The following is an 18,832-nucleotide window of genomic DNA, read 5'->3' on the forward strand; positions in this document are numbered from 1 at the left end:
AATCTTAGATTTATTTTATAAAAATATTATATTGTTAAAGTAATAATAGTATAAGTTTTTTGTTATTATATGTATAAAAATATAAAATTTTAATTTTTGTAATAAAGTTTATATTAATTGATTTTAAAATGAAATAACTATATCAGTTATTAATAATTTTTTCTTTTTTATATAAAATAATAGAAAAAAATTCCTTTACTCATGAACCATATCGTGTTCCGATGGAAGAGATTACCTTTTTTAGGGTAATTTTATCTTAAAATAACTAAAGGGAACTTCCCCAAAATGAATAAACAAAATTTAGAAAAAAAGCCTAAGAAGAAATTGCAACGTGGACTACATAACCGCCATATACAACTTATAGCCCTTGGTGGAGCAATTGGAACAGGTCTCTTCATGGGATCAGGAAAAACAATCAGTGTAGCAGGTCCCTCAATCCTCCTCGTTTATGCGATTATTGGTTGTGCTCTATACTTTGTCATGCGTGCTATGGGAGAATTATTGCTTTCAAATACCCAATACCGATCTTTTATTGACTTCTCGACCGATCTTCTAGGGCCATGTGCTGGATTCTTTATCGGATGGACATATTGGTTGTGCTGGATTGTTACTGGAACTGCTGAAGTTATTGCTATTGTCACTTACACACACTTTTGGTGGCCTGAACTCAATCCATGGATTCCTGTTATCATTGGTCTTATGTCCTTTTTAATTCTTAATCTCGTTGCCGTAAAACTCTTTGGCGAACTTGAGTTTTGGTTTGGTTTTATTAAAATCGCAGCAATTTTAGTCTTAATTGTTGTGGGATTTTATATGATCCTCACCGGTTTTGTCTCTCCAAATGGCACAGTTGCTTCCCTTAGCAATATATGGAATGGTGGAAATCTTTTTCCACGGGGGATTTCTGGCTTTTTTGCTGGATTTCAAATTGTTATTTTTGCTTTTGTTGGCATTGAGCTCGCAGGAACAGCGGCCGCTGAAGTAAAAGAGCCTCAAAAAGCCTTACCACAAGCTGTCAATTCAATACCAATCCGTATTGTATTCTTTTATATTTTCTCTCTTCTTGTGATTATGTCTGTGACACCTTGGGATCAAATCAGTCCAGAAAAAAGCCCTTTTGTAACCATGTATGCACTTATTGGTATTCCAACTGCTGCTGGTTTGATGAACTTTGTTGTCCTCACAGCAGCTGCCTCTTCAGCAAATAGTGGAATTTTTTCTACCAGCCGTATTGTTTATGGGCTAGCAACACAAAAAGGAGCGCCTAAATTTTTAGCAAAACTTTCTCGTAACCACGTTCCAGCCAACGCATTATTCTTTTCATGTTTATGCATTTTATTAGGTTATGCAGTTGTATCATTATCTCAAACTCTCATAGCTGCCTTTACAATTGTTACAACGATTGCCGCAACGTTGTTTATATTTGTATGGTCGATTATTTTGATCAGCTATATCGTCTATCGTCGCAATCGTCCTCTCCAACATACTGTCTCTCCTTATAAAATGCCAGGAGGTGTTGTTATGTGTTGGGTGCTTCTCGTTTTCTTTGCATTCATTATTTATTTATTGTCATTAGAAGCAGATACTGCCATCGCTTTAAAATACACGCCAGCATGGTTTATATTTTTAAGCATTGTATATTTTCTTTTTGGAAGAAAAAATTATGCAAAAACTTAAAAAAATCTCTCCTCAAAAATAAAGCTTAGGCGAAAAAACATATAAAAAAGGGTAACTGTCAGTTACCCTTTTTTGATATTTGTCTATAAAATTGTAAACGTGACAAAATATCTCTTTAGAGACTTCAATTACGTTCTTTATCCACCAAAGCATTCGATTTTATCCAAGGCATCATAGAACGAAGTTTTTTACCAACCTCTTCAATAGGATGATTATCGTTTAAACGCCGCATACTTTTAAAATGAGCAGCACCTGCCTTATATTCTTGAATCCAATTCGATGTAAATTTACCCGTTTGAATATCTTTCAATATACGTTTCATTGCTGCTCGGGTTTCATCCGTAATCACACGTGGACCAGACATATATTCGCCCCATTCAGCGGTATTAGAAATCGAATAATTCATATTTGCAATGCCCCCTTCATACATAAGATCAACAATCAGTTTAACCTCATGTAAACACTCAAAATAAGCCATTTCTGGTGCATAACCTGCTTGTGTTAGTGTTTCATAACCTGCTCGGATCAATTCAACAAGGCCACCACACAAAACCGCTTGTTCACCAAAAAGATCAGTTTCACACTCTTCTTTAAATGTTGTTTCAATCACCCCAGCACGTCCACCACCAATTCCACATGCATAAGATAATGCAACACTATGGGCATGCCCCGAAGCATCTTGTGCCACCGCTATTAAGCAAGGAACACCACAACCCCGTTGATATTCATGACGAACTGTATGCCCTGGACCTTTAGGAGCAATCATCACAATATCAACGATTTTTTTAGGTTCAATCAAGCCAAAATGAATGCTCAAACCATGGGCAAAAGCAATGGCTGCCCCATCACGTAAATGGTCATGAATATGCTCTTTATAGATATCAGCTTGCAACTCATCTGGTGTTGCCATCATGATGATATCTGCCCATTTTGCTGCTTCAGCAACGCTCACCACTTCAAAACCATCGGCTGTAGCCTTTTTAACTGTTTCCGACCCTGAGCGCAAAGCAATTTGCACATTTTGGACACCAGAATCTTTCAAATTTAAAGCGTGCGCACGCCCTTGAGAACCATAACCAACAATAGCCACTTTTTTCCCTTTAATGAGATTCATATCCGCATCACGATCATAATAAACACGCATAAAAACACTTCCTTCTTTTTCTATTTAAACTGGATTTCAGATAATTTTTATTAAATAAGAAACATCATTTTCAGTGCATCACATACTCATAAAGACAAAAAATGCCGCTTATAAGAACACAACAATTGAATAATCTTTAAAGCTCACACATTGTACAGAAAAACCTGTGATCCCCAGACATTCCAAAAACATATACGGACCCCCAATAAACTTCAACCGCTGTCCTATAAAAATGGTACTTACAAAAAACAATATTTCTAAAGAAAATATATCTGCTAAGATTCTATTTTCTTATCGCACAACAAAACATTATATCCTAAAAATTAAGATACAATATATAATTTAACATGAACCAAATTAATATGGATAGCAAGAAAAATTACAAAATAACAAGTATTGCTTTAATACAACCTTCAAAAATATATACAACAATATCTTCAGAAGAATGAAAAAGACGCTTTTAATTTTTACATTCTTTAATATCCACGCCTCTCACGCAGAACAGAACATCCCCATACTGAGCTGATACTACCATTGTATTATTCATTTACGAGGCGCGCTATTATAAAAAAAATTTAATGCGCTCGAAATCTTTTCAAGAAGCCCCTATAATAATCTAAAATTTTTTAATAGCCTAAGATTTATTGCATCCATCCCTTTTTCCTTCATAAAGCTGTGAGACGATATCATCGTTTTATTTGCTTACTCCCAATGTCGCAACAGCTTTTATTGCTTTAAGCCTATTCATAAAAAGTATTTTCTGATTTTAAATCTATTCACGATAAAATCATCATCCCCTTTACACATCACAAGCAGCATTGCACATAGCGTTAACTTATATCTTTATGACGTAAAATGATGATGGCAATAATTTTATATTATCCATGAATGATTTGACGTTATACTATTTACAGGTAACCCGTAAAATGAACTCAAACATATTGAATAATATCTCTTTAAGCTCAAGAAAATTTTATACACTGATCCAGTAAAATCCTACGCACTCCTTTATCATGAAAACACTTTCAAGTCCTTCATTTTATTGCTTCAAAGAAATAATCGTAAAAAAGTTTTAAAACTTCCTCATAATAGATGCTACCAATACAAAACATCCCATAAACTCAAAAACAAAAGATAGAAAGAAATCAATAAACAAAACAACAATAGAATATTTATAATGCACGCTAATAATGCTATTTACCAAACATAGATTATGTTTTTAAGAGACATTGGCAAAGCTTTACAAAAATTGCTCTTCCCATTTTTATAGAGAGAAAAAAGTTACGATAATAACCGGATAAAACGCTGAACAGTCTCATGCATTCCATACTCCAATGCATCAGCAATAAGCCCATGACCAATAGAAACTTCATCAAGCCAAGGAATATTTTTGACCAGAGCAGGAAGATTCACAAGTGTCAGATCATGCCCTGCATTCATACCTAACTGTAACTCTTTCGCTCTTTTTGCAGCTAAAACAAGTTTATTGAGCTCTTGATCTTGTGTTGCTTTGTCCTGAAGTGCTCCACCATAAGGTCCAGTGTAAAATTCCACACGATCAGCTCCTATTGCTTTAGCAATATCAAGACCATCAATAGTAGGATTAGCAAAAAGTGATACGCGAATCTTTCTTTTTTTTAAATGCTGAATAATAGGCGCTAAAAATTCTGCATCATGAGCAAAATTCCAACCATGATCAGACGTTGACTGATCTGGATCATCCGGAACAAGAGTAATTTGGTCGGCATAGTTTTTAGCGATATCCAAAAATTTATCACTTGGATAACCTTCAATATTAAACTCAGCAGTAGGGAAAGTGTTCTTTATTAAACCGTATATATCTGGCAAATCCGCAAAACGAATATGCCTTTCATCAGGGCGTGGATGAACCGTCAAACCCGCTGCTCCAGCGGCAAGCGCTATATGCCCAATATTCTTGATACTTGGCCAGGGAAGGTTGCGTCGATTGCGCAAAACAGCAACAGCATTAAGATTAACTGAAAGTTTTACCGCCATGCCCATTTCCATTTTTCTACAGAGTGTAACAAGATAGAAAAATGGCATTTTCCATCTGAAATTCATATGATACACATATTTTCTCTATCGAACAATCGTTAAATACTCTGCTGCACGGGTAATTCCCGTATAAAGCCAGCGGGCATACATATCACGAAATGCAAAACTTTCATCAAACAAAACAACGTTATTCCATTGAGAACCTTGCGCTTTATGTACCGTCAATGCATACCCATAATCAAAATCATCATAGCGCTTTTTTAATTGCCATGAAATTTCCTGATCGGGGTTTTCAAACGCTGCTTTTAAAAGTTTAATCTTTGCTACCCCACGCTCACTTTCTTCTGGTTTTACAAGAAGATTAATGCTTGGTTTAACTGTCTCCTTCTGTGAAGTCATCACTTTCCATAAAGAGCCATTTAACAAACCTTTGGGAGGATCATTTCGCAAACACACAAGCTTATCTCCCGCTTGCGGATAATCTGCTGTAAATCCCTTTAACATACGTAACCGTTGATTATAAAGGTAGCGTGTACGATTAATCCCTACCAAAACCTGATCAGCATCCAAAACCAATTGTTGATTAACCTCTTTACGTGTAACAACGCGCGCCTCTCCATAGTCACCATAAGCAATATCGCGTCCTTCACGTACATCCATAGCAAGACGTATAATCGGATTATCTCGCGCTTGCCGATGAATTTCTGAGAGAAGAAAATCTGGTTCCCCATTCGAAAAAAAACCTCCACCTGATATAGGAGGCAATTGACCAGGATCACCAAGAACAAGAATTGGTGTCCGAAAGCTCATTAAATCACGTGCCAATTGTTCATCGACCATAGAGCATTCATCAACAACAATGAGTTTAGCCTGTGCCGCAGCACTTCTTCGATTTAATGCAAATGTTGGAGCAATAGACTTTTTTCCCGTAATTTCATCGGAAACTTCCTCTTCTCCACGCGGACAATAAATCAATGAATGAATCGTACAAGCATTGCTTGCACCTTTAGAACGTAAAACCTGCGCCGCCTTCCCTGTAAAAGCAGCAAACTGGACAGAACCATCAACTGTTTCTGCAAAATAGCGCGCAAGCGTTGTCTTACCCGTCCCCGCATAGCCAAAAAGGCGAAAAAGAGGAGAACGCCCTTCTTTCAACCACGCGGCAACAGCCTTCAATGCATTATCCTGTTCCAACGAAAATTGCATATTTTATCAAAATAAGATTCGCATAAAAAGAGCAAGCATTAAAAGCATGATCAAAAAACTGTCGTTAAGAATTTTTCACACATAAGCTCTCTAACAACTTTTGTAGCATGAGTTATCAATTATTTCCCCATTGCCTTTTCAAGATATTGGAACAATCTCAATTTATCTTTACATCAATCTTCAAGGTAAGACCTTATACCTATCAAATAAAATATCATTTTTTACAACAGTAACATCAACAATGGAGTATGCATATCTTAAATTTAAAATAACGCCTCTATACGCTTTTTCTAACCCAAATTTAGAATAAGAAAAAGAGCATCGCAATAACAAAACCATCGCTAGAAAATGCCCTTAACAGGATAAGAATAACGTAATTTTACGAATACTATTTTACACAATCAATGAGCTTTCTTGCTCATGAAAATAAAGTACATCCACTATGGCGAGATAATAATTAAATATATCAAAGACCTTTTGGCAGAAATAGAAAAAGCTCTCAACAAAACGACTTAATCCTATGATGATACACCTATAAAGTTCCTATCGCCCTCCTATCATAATTTTAATAAGTTTACTCTTCATGTTACAGATGAATTATATCTCAACGAATAAAGAGAAACATCACGCTTATATGAAGAACGCTTTATCTCCACAAATATATTGCTTTTTCTGTTTCGACAATAAAATCTGGTTCGCAAATATGGCCTTCTTGCTAGTCTATTATAAGAAAACAGGGACATGATTTCATGTCCAGCATAGCCCTTCAAGTTCGTCTTCCAGAATATGAGAAAAGCGCAATTCTCCATCTGCTAAGTCAAACTTTCTCTTTTCGTCACAATGTGTTAAAGTTTATAAAAACGAACTGATTAATACTATTCTTATTGCTAGAAATAACAATGAAATCAAGGAGGATAATTTATTAAGAGACTTGGCGTTATGTCAAAATATCAGCGCTGAGATTGCTTTTGGATTGTTTTAGAAATGAAATAATGAGCGCCAATATTGATGAATGAAATGGGAGGCTTAAATTGAAAATATTAATTCCAAATGACTATCAAAAAGCCACCCTAACATTACAGTCTATTGCAAAATTAATGAAATCGCATGAAGTGCTGGTTATCAATAATTTAGCTAAAGAATGTGATTTAGAAGATAAGCTCAAAGAGATCGATATTCTTATCTTAATCAGAGAGCGAACGATAATTGATAGAAATCTTCTCTTAAAACTACCAAATTTAAAATTAATCTGCCAAACGGGCCCTATAGGTTCACATATTGATATAGAAGCTTGTAGCGACTTAGGAATTGAAATATTCGATGGTGGTGGAGATGCAACTTCTGCTGCTGAATTTGCGTGGCTCTTAATGATGTCGGCGCGTAGAAAACTGTGTAAATCTGTATCTGATATGAAAAAAGGACGATGGCAAACAACATTTGGCAACCAAATGAAAGGAGCTACTCTTGGAATCTTCGGGTTTGGGCATATTGGTAAAATGGTTGCTCAATATGCTCAAGCTTTCGGCATATCCATTTTAGTTTATGGGAGTAAGCGTGTAACGCAAGAAGCAAAAAATTTAGGTTATCATTTTACGCATTCAAAAGATGAATTTTTTACACGTCCTGACATTATATCCATCCATTTACGTTTAAGCGAGAAAACCAGAGAAATCATAAAATTAGATGATCTATTGCGTATGAAACCTCATGCTATTTTTGTTAACACAGCACGTTCAGCTTTGGTTGAAAAAGGGGCGATAGAAAAAATACTAAGTTTGGAAAATTCAATTTATTTTGCACTGAATGTTTATGACAGCGAGCCAGTATATGAGAGCAAATTATTGCAATCAGATAGAGTTCTTTGCACACCGCATCTTGGCTATGTGACTGGAGAAAGCTTTGAAAATTATATTGAAAAAGCTTGCCAAAATATAGAGTCTTTTATGAAGAGCGCTTAATGCCGGCTGAGCTAATGTCTGTAAAATTTATCTTATAGCGCTAGCGTATCAAATTTGCACGACACATAATAGCTTATTTCCTTCAATTAGGCATATACCTTAGCTTTCATATTAATAATAATCGTATTGACAGATTTTTATGTAATCAGCATAAAATACTTAATTTATTGTCGCAATCATTATTTAAAAAGGCTATTTTATTAGGATACACTTTAATTGGAGGGGGCATAGTGAGCAATAATAAATTTATAGAAAAGAATTATTATAGATGGATTGTATTGCTTGTTGCCACTATCGTTCAAACATCAGCCTGCTTCTTTGTTCAAGGGCTTGGTCCTTTAGCTGAATTTTTTAAGAAGGATTTCTCGCTTAGTGACTCTCAGATAGGTTTGTTGTCTTCAGCAGCGCAGCTCCTACCTATTATTGGGTTACTTGTAGCTGGCGAATTACTAGACAAGTTTAACGAGCGCTATATTGTTGGAGCTGGTGCGATCGGTGTTTCTGTCGCTCTTTTGTTGGAAGCAGTCGCAGATAACTATATTTCCCTTTTGGTTTGTTTGCTCATTGTAGGGGGATTTTACAGTTCTGCTCAACCTGGTGGCGCTAAATCTGTTGCTTCATGGTTTCCACAATCGCAGCGTGGATTTGCAATGGGAATAAGTCAAGCAGGACTACCGTTAGGGTGGAGCATTAGCTGGAATAGTTCTTCCTGCTCGTGCGTTTGTCTATGGCATACAAGGTGCATTTTTGGTCGGTGCCATAGTTTCTTTTTTTAGGTGGCTGTCTATTTATTATTTTTTATCACTCACCAGCAAAAGTTGTAGCTATCGTTCCAGAAAGTAAGGCAAGAGCTTCGTTCTATGCAAATGTAAGATCTCGTCTTGCGATGTTGGCTGCGCCGCATATGAAGAATATTATTTTTTCAGGCGTTTCACTTGTGATCGTTCAATATGTATTAACCATTTTTATAACGATTTATTTTTATAGAATCTATTACCTATCTTTAGATAAAAGTGCTTATTTATTTTTTGTCTCACAAGCTGCTGGTGCCTTAAGAAGAATTATTTTAACAGCATGGAGTGATCATTATAGAAAAGGATAATTTTTTTCCTTCCTTGTTTTGCATGATTACAGTCGTTTTTGGATTTTTAATATTAATTTTGGGCATTAGTGGATCCATAATTTATTTAACTATTTTATCTGCTTGGTTAGGTTTTTTCGGATTGGGATGGTATGGCCCGTAAGTTGCTTATATTGTAGATACTTCGCCGAAAGAAAGCGTTGGCTTTTCTCTGGGTTTAGCCATGTCTGTAAATCAAATCGCAATTATTACGGCTCCATCATTATTTGGATTCATCCAAGATTTTACAGACACTTATTTACGAACATGGCTGATTTTACTTATTGTTTTTTCACTTTTCTTAATAAAAAAGTAGAAAGATATAATTGGGGAGGAAATTATCATGAACAATGAAAATACTTTTGAGTTGAGAAATGTCGAAAAAGACAAACTTTGGGAGGCTTTAGAGCATGTTATTTATAATCCGCACAGTATATTGAATATTCGCTTGAGCTCAAAAAAATAGCATTGTTGCTATTACCCCATAGAATATTGACAATTCTTATGAATCAAAAGATGCCTATTACCCCTAGAGCGTATTTAATCTTTGAAACCCTTCCAATTGATAGACAAATTAATACGTCACCTAATCCTTATAATTTAGATGCGTCTTGTAAAAGTAGCTATATTAGCGAAAATTTAATTATGATGTTTTCTTTATTAATCGGAGAGCTTTACTCAATTAAATATGAAAGCGAACATATCGTCGATAACCAAGTGCCCTTTAGAAGATAATAAAAAAGATTATACAGGATTAGGATCTGAAGTTGAGTTAGATTTTCATAGAGAAAATACTGCACTAAAATTTATAACGGGTTTAAATTTATCTCCCAAAGGGATTCTTTACCTAGTGTTCGCAATGATGTTGCTGGCCCGTTAACGAGAATATCTGATGCACATCTCGCTTTAAAACTTTTAAGCGAAGAGAATCTGAAGAGCTTAAATGAGGGGAACTTTACAAATAAAGTGCCCCTCATTCAAGGGGACAGTGAATTTCCAGATATCAGCGCTGTTTTTTATCCGGGCATGTTAGAGCCACAGTCAAAAAAAGCCAAGGAAGCTTTAGATCATTTTTATGAAGCTATTAAGGCTGTATCTTTTGGAATTGATGTACAACCAGGAAGATTATTATACATTGATAACAGAATGGCTCTACACTCTAGAGATAAATTTGGGGGATCATTTGATCATTATAAAAATCCAATGCGGTGGATTCAAAGAGTGTTTGTGTCTGCTGATTTATGGAATCATAGATATGTAGAACAAATAAAAGAAAGAGTATTTGATTTTCAATGTTAATACCTGATAATGATATGATGTTGAATATTATTCTGATTTACATATTGACAACACATCGCATATGTATAGATTTCCCCCGCATCATCAGGTAAGGTTACGACCTAATTATAAGCTATGCTGGCCAATTGATTTTCTATGGCTGCATTTGATCTTTGTTACTTTTGCTCTTCCTTTCAAGCCGCTAGGGGGATTCTCCGATCAAGCCCTTAAAAGAGCGATTTGAAGTCATTTCATAATGCTAAATCAAAACGTAGTGACAAACTTTTCTATTGTTTTCATAAGCATGACGGTTTGCATGGTTGCACCCTTCAAACACGGTGGCTTTTTTCTTGCACACATATATTATCTAAAAAATGCAACGAAATCGCTATTAATCTAAACATATGAATTAAAAAAACAAACATCGCGTACAAATAAATTCAAACATAATTGGGCATACGACTTATAACATTTTTGAGATGAAACAATAATAATACACCCCATGCCTTTAAACAAAGAATGAAAATCATAAAATAAGCTCTAGGAATAAGAGGAACCCTTCACAAAGAAGAGACGGAGATGAAGACTCCAAAGACGTCATCATCACCGTCCTACACTATTTTGTTAACACATTCATTTTATACAAGAATTTTCCCCTCAGAAGATACAGCATTGGCAACAGCTTCTTCGCTTGCCTCATCGGGTAATAACATCTCATTATGGGCACATCCCGATGGGATCATAGGAAAACAGTTTTCCAAATGATAAACACGACAATCAAAAAGAACAGGCTTATCACAGTCAATCATCTGCTGAATTTTATCATCAAGTTCATCGGGTTTTGAACAATGAATTCCCACAGCTCCATAAGCTTGTGCCAATTTAACAAAATCCGGCATAGATTCCGTATAAGAATGAGAAAGACGATTACCATGCAATAATTGCTGCCACTGGCGAACCATCCCCATGTACTGATTATTTAAAATGAAAATTTTCACAGGTGTGTCATGCTGAATGGCTGTTGCAAGTTCTTGAATATTCATCTGAATGGAAGCATCACCCGAAATACATACAACAAGTGCCTCAGGATGAGCTATTTGAACACCAATCGCGGCAGGCAGACCATACCCCATCGTTCCAAGACCACCAGAAGTCATCCAGTGTTTTGGTTCATCAAAGTGATAATACTGCGCTGCCCACATCTGATGCTGTCCAACATCTGTTGTAATATAAGCACGAGCATCTTTGGTCAAAGTATAAAGCCGTTCAAGAGCATGTTGTGGCATAATAACATCTTTTTTTTCCATATATGCCAATGACTTGCGCGATCTCCAGCGATTAATTTGCATCCACCATGTTTTACGACTTTCTTGATCAAACTTTGATTGATGCTCATGCAAATGTTGCATTATATCTGCCAAAACATGCGCTACATCACCAATAATTGGAACTTCCGCTTTGACAATTTTATTGATAGAAGAAGGATCAATATCAATATGAATAATACGTGCATGAGGTGCAAATGCATCAAGTCGCCCCGTAATACGATCATCAAACCGAGCTCCAACAGCTAACATGACATCACAATTATGCATGGCCATATTCGCCTCATAAGTGCCATGCATTCCAAGCATTCCAAGCCAATTTTTCCCAGAAGCAGGATAAGCACCAAGTCCCATAAGTGTTGAAGTAATCGGAAAATCTCCCAACTGAACTAAATTCCGCAAGAGCTGGACAGCCTCCCCTCCCGATGAAATGACACCACCACCAGAGTAAATAATAGGACGTTTTGCCTCAACTAAAAGAGAAACGGCAGATTCAATAGCCTCACGATTATCCCTTTTCAACGATGGTAAAGAATGTAAAGACTCCTGAACTTGAGGTACTCTATAAAATCCCGAAGCAAATTGAACATCCTTTGGAATATCAATCAAAACTGGTCCTGGACGCCCAGATTGAGCAAGAAAAAAAGCTTCATGAATAATGTCTGCAAGATCATTGACATCTTTAACCAGCCAATTACCTTTCGTACAAGGTTTTGTAATTCCAACTGTATCAGCCTCTTGAAAAGCATTTGTTCCAATCAGCGTTGTCGCTACCTGACCAGAAAAACAAACAAGAGGAATAGAATCCATGAGAGCATCTTGCAAAGGTGTAACCACATTCGTTGCCCCTGGACCAGAAGTTACAAGCATAACCCCTACCTTTCCAGTACTGCGTGCATAACCTTCAGCCGCATGGCCTGCGGCTTGTTCATGGCGCACCAAAATATGCCGGAGTGTATCTTGTTGATAAAGAACATCAAAAATAGGCAAAACAGCCCCACCAGGATAACCAAAAATATGTTCAACACCTTGATCTATAAGAACCTGAACCACTATTTCAGCCCCCGACATTATTTTTCCATCTAAACACTCTTTCTGTCTTGGATCATTTCTCATTTTTCCCACTCACCTATTTAATAGGACAATAAAAAAGCCCCTAACGGAGCCCATAAAAAAAAGACTCTCAAGGAGCCCTCTACACAACACATATTGTATAATCACCCCCCATTATTCCAACACACAAAATATATAAAAAATCCTTTATAGAAAAATCTCTAATTCCATTGATACCATTCGTCAATAAAAAATTAATATTTTCTAAAAAATTCTTCTTAAAGCTCCAGTTATTTCATCAAGAGACAAGCACCCACTCTTCATCAAATTGATGACGAAACCAAGTCATTTGTCTTTTTGCATATCTCCTCGTTTGAGTTTTTACCGCTTCTAGAGCATTTTCAAAGCTTCTGTGTCCATCCAAATAAGCCATAAATTCAGGTACACCAATCGCTTTCATCGCTGGCAACGAAGGAGAAAGCATAAGTTTCTTCATGGCCACCACCTCTTCTAAAGCGCCTCTTTCAATCATAGAGTCTAGGCGTTTATGAATACGTTCATAAAGAAGAGCACGAGGTTGCATCAGAAGAATTTTTTCAGAACAATGAGGCGCAATGAGAGGCGTTGTTTTTTGCTTCTGCCACCAACTAAGCTTCTCGCCAGTTGCATCATAAACTTCTAAAGCACGAACAATACGTTGTCCATCTTGCGAAGAAATTTTTTCAGCAACAACAGCATCAATCTGTAACAATTGACGATAAAGATTTTCAGCCCCCTCTTTATCAAGCAGCAAACGCCATTTCTGCCGCACAACATCTGAAACATGAGGGATTTGCGAAATCCCCTCCAAAAGAGCACGAAAATACAGTCCTGTTCCACCAACAAAAATAACGGATCTCGACGTAAAAGTAACCAACAGCTTTTCAACATCACACAACCATTGTCCTACTGAATAATTCAAAGTAGGACTCACATGACCATAAAGGTAGTGGGGAACAATCGCGGTATCAGCCTCTTGCGGTCGTGCTGTTAAAATATTTAAAACGTCATAAACCTGCATTGAATCAGTGTTAATAATGAGAGCATTTCTTTCTTGAGCCATTTGCAAAGCAAGTTCTGATTTCCCACTTGCTGTGGGTCCTGCTATCAATGTCATTGTTCTCTGGATCATGAAGAGCTATTCCTACCAATCAGCAACCTATTGCAACAGGCATGACTGCCCAAAAAGCTTCTGTATTTTTTCTCCATTATCATAAAGTAAAAACTTTAAACAAAAATACGAACAAAACTTCTCCTTCAAGATAAAGCTTCCCTTATGAAAATTATAAAAAAGAAACTCAATAACAACATCAAAGGAATTTCAAAGCATTTTTCGCTATCATAATTCAACCAAAAATCACAGTCCTTAATAATTCTGTCCGTTAAGCCATTTAAAATAGGCTCTTTGTCATCATTTATGAAAATAATACTGAGCGTAACCTATACAATCAAATAGCTTTTTCCCTATAAAAACAGCATGCAACTCTGATTGAGAATAAAAACCTTAGAAACTTTCTTCTTCATACTCTTTTTTATCATTATTTTTTCATCCATCACAAAGAAAGATCTCAATATACAGATAACTATTTGATTAAAATATAATTTTCTCTAATAGCTCTTTCAAACTAAAGAGAAAAACGCCCTCTACAGCATACAAAGTATAATCTCAAAGCGCTAAAAATCTCACGCACATAAAACATTATTTATAATAATAATTAAAAGCTTGATTTATAATCGTTGAGCGTTTTGCAATTTGCATGTGAGCCTCCATCAATCTCCTAAGATTTACTCATTTGGCTCCCTCTCTCAGGCATTATATCAATACCATTCACCTGCACAATCCAAAGATATCAAACTCACCGTAAGAAAGATGGAAAATATCTCACCCATAACATTTAAAAGAAAAAGCGATTACAATATTGAAAATCAGCAAAGACTATTCAACTTGTACTTTTATTGAGCGCAAAAATGAAACCGTCCAATGGATTTTATGTTAATAATCCATACTCTCCATCATGCAATCGGCTTTTAAAATACGAGATGTTTTACACAGCCAAGCGACCTAAATCCCCATATATTAAAGCTTATAAAAAACAAAAAACGAATTCTTCAAATATCAATCCATTGGGATCGTTACGAACCGTAACTCTCCATCTGGGCGCGCTACAATGAATAGAGCATTTTTGCGTCCAGCTTCCCGTAATTTATGAAGACGTTTTTTAGCCTCATCAATTGAGGTAACAGCACTCTGATTGATATCAACAATCACTTCACCAACGCGGATACGTTTTCTGTCCGCAGCACTATTTTGTACAACAGATGTCACCACGAGTCCTTGAAGTTTATCTGAAATTGAATAATGATGATGCAAATCCTCTGTCAATTCAGATAACGTCATGCCCATCAATTGCATTGTTACATTTTTCGGCAGATCATTATTTTTTTTATCATCGACTTCTTCTTCTGTCTCTTCATTGGTATTGGTATCGGTCTCAATCAAATGCCCAAGCTTAACTTTTACTGTTTTTTCTTGCCCATTCCGTAAAATAGTAACATCCACAACTTTCCCTTCTGAACTCTCCGCGACTAAACGTGGCAAATCGCGTGCATGCTTAATTTTAAAACTCCCAAAGGAAAGAATAACATCTCCTGTTTGCAACGCACTATTATCGACATCGCTTTCTTCTGTCTGTTCTATTTTACCAGCCACCAAGGCTCCTACAGCTTTGTCTAGTTTTAAACTTTTTGCAATATCCTCTGTCACCGGTTGAATACGAATCGCCAACCAACCACGTCTTACTTCTCCAAAATCACGCAATTGATTAATAATAGAAAGTGCCATATCCGATGGAATAGCAAACCCTATACCTATAGATCCTCCAGAAGGTGAAACAATGGCTGTATTAATGCCAATGACTTCACCCTTTCTATCAAATAATGGACCACCAGAATTTCCTCGATTAATCGCTGCATCTGTTTGAATAAAATTATCATAAGGACCAGCATTAAGATCACGGTTCCGTGCAGAAATAATACCAATCGTCACACTCCCACCAAAACCATAAGGGTTACCAATCGCCATAACCCAGTCACCAATTCGTGCTTTTTCTGAATCGCCAAACCGCACAGCTTTTAATTTTTTGCTTCCCGCATCCACTTGCAGCAACGCTAAATCCGTTTTACTATCCTTGCCAAGGAGCTTTGCCTTGAGTTTTGTACCATCCGTAAAATTCACTTCAATATCATCAGCATCAACGATAACATGATAGTTTGTAACAATAATCCCTTTTTGCGCATCAATCACAAAACCAGACCCTAAAGAACGAACCTTTTGAAATTGACTGTCTTTTTGCCCATCTTTGGGTGTAAAAAAGTCATTAAAATATTCCTCCAACAATGAATCTTTGGGGATAACAGGTACCAAAGTATTTTCATCCTGTTCTGTTCCTTCAACAGTCTGTGCCGTAGAAATATTCACAACCGTCTCCAAAAGCTCAGAAGCTAAATCAGGAATAGAAAGCAACGCCTCGCTTGTCTCAGCCCCCCAAGACAAACGCATTGATCCTGATAGGAATAAAACCACACAAAAAACAATTCTTGTAATAAAAGATTTCAAAAACCCACTTTTACTCACGACACTACCATCCATGACATGCCTTTAACCAAAGTCGTAAAGAATCTTACTCAATTTATTATGTAAAACTTATTATGTTATTATGCACAACTTATTATGCAAAATCCGTACGGCTTAGCACTCTCTTACATTTATCATAAAAACAAGCAGCTATAGAACATACTTCTTATTATACAAAATAGTATCCTCAATACATTCGTTTCATTTATTCTCCACCAGATTTTGAATCCGTTTTGCTCAAACTAGGACTCATTGTTGATGAAAGTTTTCTCTTTGCTTGCGGGGAATTTCGAAAATAAAAAAAGAAAACTTCATTTGGTGAAATGACCATCGGTGTTTTCTCTAAATTCTTATACTGTTCCATCGCTAACCAAAAATCGTAAAAAGGTGGATTAGCTTCCCGCGCATTTAATAAAATGCGAATACTTTCAGCTTGTCCTTCACCGCGCGTAATTTCAGCATCACGCTTTGCAGCCGCCACAATTTCCTCATATTCACGATTTGCCTCTGCTACAATACGATCGCGCTCTTGTTGACCTCGAGCCCGAATATTTTCTGCAACCGCTTCCCGTTCAGCTGCCATTTGCCGATAAACATCTTCTGAAACAGCATCCGTTAAATCGGTTTTTCGAATGCGCACATCAACAATCTTAATACCCAGCGAACCTGCATCTATAGAAAATTGCTTTTGGACCTCAGCCATCATCGCGCCTCGTTCATCCGATAAGGCTGCTTTAAATTCTCGCTTACCATAAACAGCCCGCAAAGCGTCAATAAAGCGTGGTGCAAGATTTTCACGCGCTGCAATTTGCGGGCGCCCTGACGCAATACGCTGTAAAAACAATTTAGGATCCGTAATACGATAAATAAAGAACGCATCCACTTCATAATAAGCCCCCCCACGAACTTGCACAGATTGTGTAGGAACATCGTAACGCAACAACCGATTATCCACCACAACCATCTTATCCACAAAGGGCATTTTAAAATAAATTCCAGGATTAGATTCTACCTTAACAATTTGTCCAAAGCGCTTAATGGCTACCTGTTGACGAGGATAAACAATAAAAAAGGACATCCCCAAAATGATCAAAAGAATCATGATGGTACTAAAAACAAATAAAAAACGAGACTGCTGCATTATTAACGTCCTCCAGAAAACTGATAATCCATAAGCGATGTAGAACGTGCTGACGATGTCTTTGTTTTTTCTGATAAATTGTTACGCAGCAATTCGTTTAGAGGAAGATAAGGCACCGCAGGAGAATTCATTTGATCGAGAACTAATTTATTGGGTGAAGAAAAGATACGCCCCATCGTCTCCATATAAAGACGATAACGCGCAGCCTCTGGTGAAACTGCAGCCTCACGAGCTATGGCTTGAAAACGTTCAGCACGCCCTGTTGCCTCTTCAACCATTTGTGCTTTTTCACCTTTTGCGATTTCTCGTGTCCGTGAAGCTTCACCATTTGCTAAACCAATCTTCGTAAAACGCACACGATTTCCTTCTTCAATCATTCGTCCCCGCTCTTGCTCTGCCTGCTGAACAGAATTAAACGCCGCAGCAACTTTGGTAGGAGGAGCAGCTTCACTGATCGATACACGGCTTATTTCGACCCCGAGTTGATATTTATCTACAGTCAATTGAGTAATCTTTCTCACATCGTTAGCAACTTCCTCTTTTTTATCACGTAAAACATCATCAACAGGTCTTGAACCGATAACTTCTCGCATCGCGCTTTCAGCAACCTGACGAACAGTTCCTTCTTGATCACTCACATTGAATAAAAATTGTCCTGGATGTGAAATGCGATAGTAAACAGAAAAATTGACATTCACAATATTTTGATCACTCGACAACATCAAACCTTCACTTTGTTGTTTCTGTCCAGGCTGCCCACCAATTGCAATTGTTTTTTCCGTTAAAGGCACTTTCATGTAAGTCTCAATTGGCCAAAAGTGAAAATGCAAACCATCCCCGATAATTTCTTCCTTAGGCACACCGAAACGCAATTCTACTGCTTGCTCATTTTGTTGAACAATATAAAGTGACTGATAGAGCCAAAAACACACAGCAAGCAGAAGGAACAAAATAAATACGCCCCCTCGACTAAATTGCTTAAACTGATCCTGCCCTCTCCGCAAAATATCATCAAGATTGGGACCATTTCCGCCACCACTATTGCCACCAGAACCAAAAAAATTCTTAGCCGATGTTTTTTTGTCACCACTGTTATTCTTTTTATCGCCACTCCACGGGCCACCACCATTTTGATTTGTCCAGGGCATTATCACCTCTTTAATTGACTACCATTCATCAAATACCAACCCTTCACTTAAAGCTTATAGGGTTCTTCTTAATCTCAATTACACAACGGATAA

12 protein-coding genes are annotated in these 18,832 nt (G+C 36.9%); 4 read left to right on the forward strand and 8 right to left on the reverse strand.

The features are described 5' to 3' along the window. Window positions 1-285: 285 nt before the first annotated feature. Window positions 286-1,677: an amino acid permease gene (locus tag CEV08_RS02450; RefSeq protein WP_100130209.1), complete on the forward strand. Its 1,392-nt coding sequence runs from the start codon at window positions 286-288 to the stop codon at window positions 1,675-1,677. A 124-nt stretch (window positions 1,678-1,801) separates the two neighbouring features. Here CEV08_RS02450 and ilvC read toward each other — a convergent pair whose 3' ends face one another. The 3 genes from ilvC to CEV08_RS02465 form a co-directional block, all read right to left on the reverse strand. Continuing rightward, window positions 1,802-2,821: a ketol-acid reductoisomerase gene (gene ilvC / locus CEV08_RS02455; RefSeq protein ID WP_100130210.1), complete on the reverse strand. Its 1,020-nt coding sequence runs from the start codon at window positions 2,819-2,821 to the stop codon at window positions 1,802-1,804. Between the two features lie 1,281 nt (window positions 2,822-4,102). Continuing rightward, on the reverse strand, window positions 4,103-4,837 hold the full coding sequence (locus CEV08_RS02460) for a pyridoxine 5'-phosphate synthase (RefSeq protein ID WP_100130211.1): 735 nt from the start codon (window positions 4,835-4,837) through the stop codon (window positions 4,103-4,105). 84 nt (window positions 4,838-4,921) lie between these two features. Further along, entirely contained in the window at window positions 4,922-6,043 is a 1,122-nt protein-coding gene (locus CEV08_RS02465; protein ID WP_100130212.1) for an ATP-dependent DNA helicase, read from the reverse strand. Window positions 6,044-7,074: 1,031 nt separating this feature from the next. On the opposite strand from CEV08_RS02465, the gene CEV08_RS02470 reads away from it, so the two are divergent. The 3 genes from CEV08_RS02470 (at window position 7,075) to CEV08_RS09790 (ending at window position 10,420) form a co-directional block, all read left to right on the forward strand. Continuing rightward, a complete protein-coding gene (locus CEV08_RS02470; protein ID WP_100130213.1) occupies window positions 7,075-8,001 on the forward strand; it encodes a D-2-hydroxyacid dehydrogenase family protein in 927 nt (308 codons plus the stop codon). Between the two features lie 230 nt (window positions 8,002-8,231). Continuing rightward, window positions 8,232-8,777, forward strand: a complete 546-nt coding sequence (locus CEV08_RS09785) for an MFS transporter (protein ID WP_245407015.1) — start codon at window positions 8,232-8,234, stop codon at window positions 8,775-8,777. A gap of 1,370 nt (window positions 8,778-10,147) precedes the next feature. Further along, entirely contained in the window at window positions 10,148-10,420 is a 273-nt protein-coding gene (locus tag CEV08_RS09790) for a TauD/TfdA family dioxygenase (RefSeq protein ID WP_245407016.1), read from the forward strand. Between the two features lie 617 nt (window positions 10,421-11,037). Here CEV08_RS09790 and CEV08_RS02485 read toward each other — a convergent pair. From CEV08_RS02485 to hflK, 5 genes are all read right to left on the reverse strand, one after another. Next, on the reverse strand, window positions 11,038-12,840 hold the full coding sequence (locus CEV08_RS02485; RefSeq protein ID WP_100130290.1) for an acetolactate synthase 3 large subunit: 1,803 nt from the start codon (window positions 12,838-12,840) through the stop codon (window positions 11,038-11,040). A gap of 235 nt (window positions 12,841-13,075) precedes the next feature. Then, entirely contained in the window at window positions 13,076-13,948 is an 873-nt protein-coding gene (gene miaA, locus CEV08_RS02490) for a tRNA (adenosine(37)-N6)-dimethylallyltransferase MiaA (protein WP_100130214.1), read from the reverse strand. Between the two features lie 984 nt (window positions 13,949-14,932). Next, entirely contained in the window at window positions 14,933-16,465 is a 1,533-nt protein-coding gene (locus CEV08_RS02495) for a Do family serine endopeptidase (RefSeq protein WP_100130215.1), read from the reverse strand. 190 nt (window positions 16,466-16,655) lie between these two features. Then, the gene (gene hflC / locus CEV08_RS02500; RefSeq protein ID WP_100130216.1) at window positions 16,656-17,591 is read right to left on the reverse strand and encodes a protease modulator HflC; all 936 of its coding nucleotides are present in this window, start codon (window positions 17,589-17,591) and stop codon (window positions 16,656-16,658) included. Between the two features lie 2 nt (window positions 17,592-17,593). Further along, window positions 17,594-18,739, reverse strand: a complete 1,146-nt coding sequence (hflK, locus tag CEV08_RS02505; RefSeq protein ID WP_100130217.1) for an FtsH protease activity modulator HflK — start codon at window positions 18,737-18,739, stop codon at window positions 17,594-17,596. Window positions 18,740-18,832 lie beyond the last annotated feature (93 nt).

Source organism: Bartonella tribocorum (assembly GCF_002778015.1).
Lineage (GTDB): Bacteria > Pseudomonadota > Alphaproteobacteria > Rhizobiales > Rhizobiaceae > Bartonella > Bartonella tribocorum_B.

Bases quoted from the DNA above. Each gene is read 5' to 3' on its own strand.
- CEV08_RS02450 (WP_100130209.1), top strand. From the start codon at position 286: ATGAATAAACAAAATTTAGAAAAAAAGCCTAAGAAGAAATTGCAACGT.
- ilvC (WP_100130210.1), bottom strand. From the start codon at position 2,821: ATGCGTGTTTATTATGATCGTGATGCGGATATGAATCTCATTAAAGGG.
- CEV08_RS02460 (WP_100130211.1), bottom strand. From the start codon at position 4,837: ATGGCGGTAAAACTTTCAGTTAATCTTAATGCTGTTGCTGTTTTGCGC.
- CEV08_RS02465 (WP_100130212.1), bottom strand. From the start codon at position 6,043: ATGCAATTTTCGTTGGAACAGGATAATGCATTGAAGGCTGTTGCCGCG.
- CEV08_RS09790 (WP_245407016.1), top strand. From the start codon at position 10,148: ATGTTAGAGCCACAGTCAAAAAAAGCCAAGGAAGCTTTAGATCATTTT.
- CEV08_RS02485 (WP_100130290.1), bottom strand. From the start codon at position 12,840: ATGAGAAATGATCCAAGACAGAAAGAGTGTTTAGATGGAAAAATAATG.
- miaA (WP_100130214.1), bottom strand. From the start codon at position 13,948: ATGATCCAGAGAACAATGACATTGATAGCAGGACCCACAGCAAGTGGG.
- CEV08_RS02495 (WP_100130215.1), bottom strand. From the start codon at position 16,465: ATGGATGGTAGTGTCGTGAGTAAAAGTGGGTTTTTGAAATCTTTTATT.
- hflC (WP_100130216.1), bottom strand. From the start codon at position 17,591: ATGCAGCAGTCTCGTTTTTTATTTGTTTTTAGTACCATCATGATTCTT.
- hflK (WP_100130217.1), bottom strand. From the start codon at position 18,739: ATGCCCTGGACAAATCAAAATGGTGGTGGCCCGTGGAGTGGCGATAAA.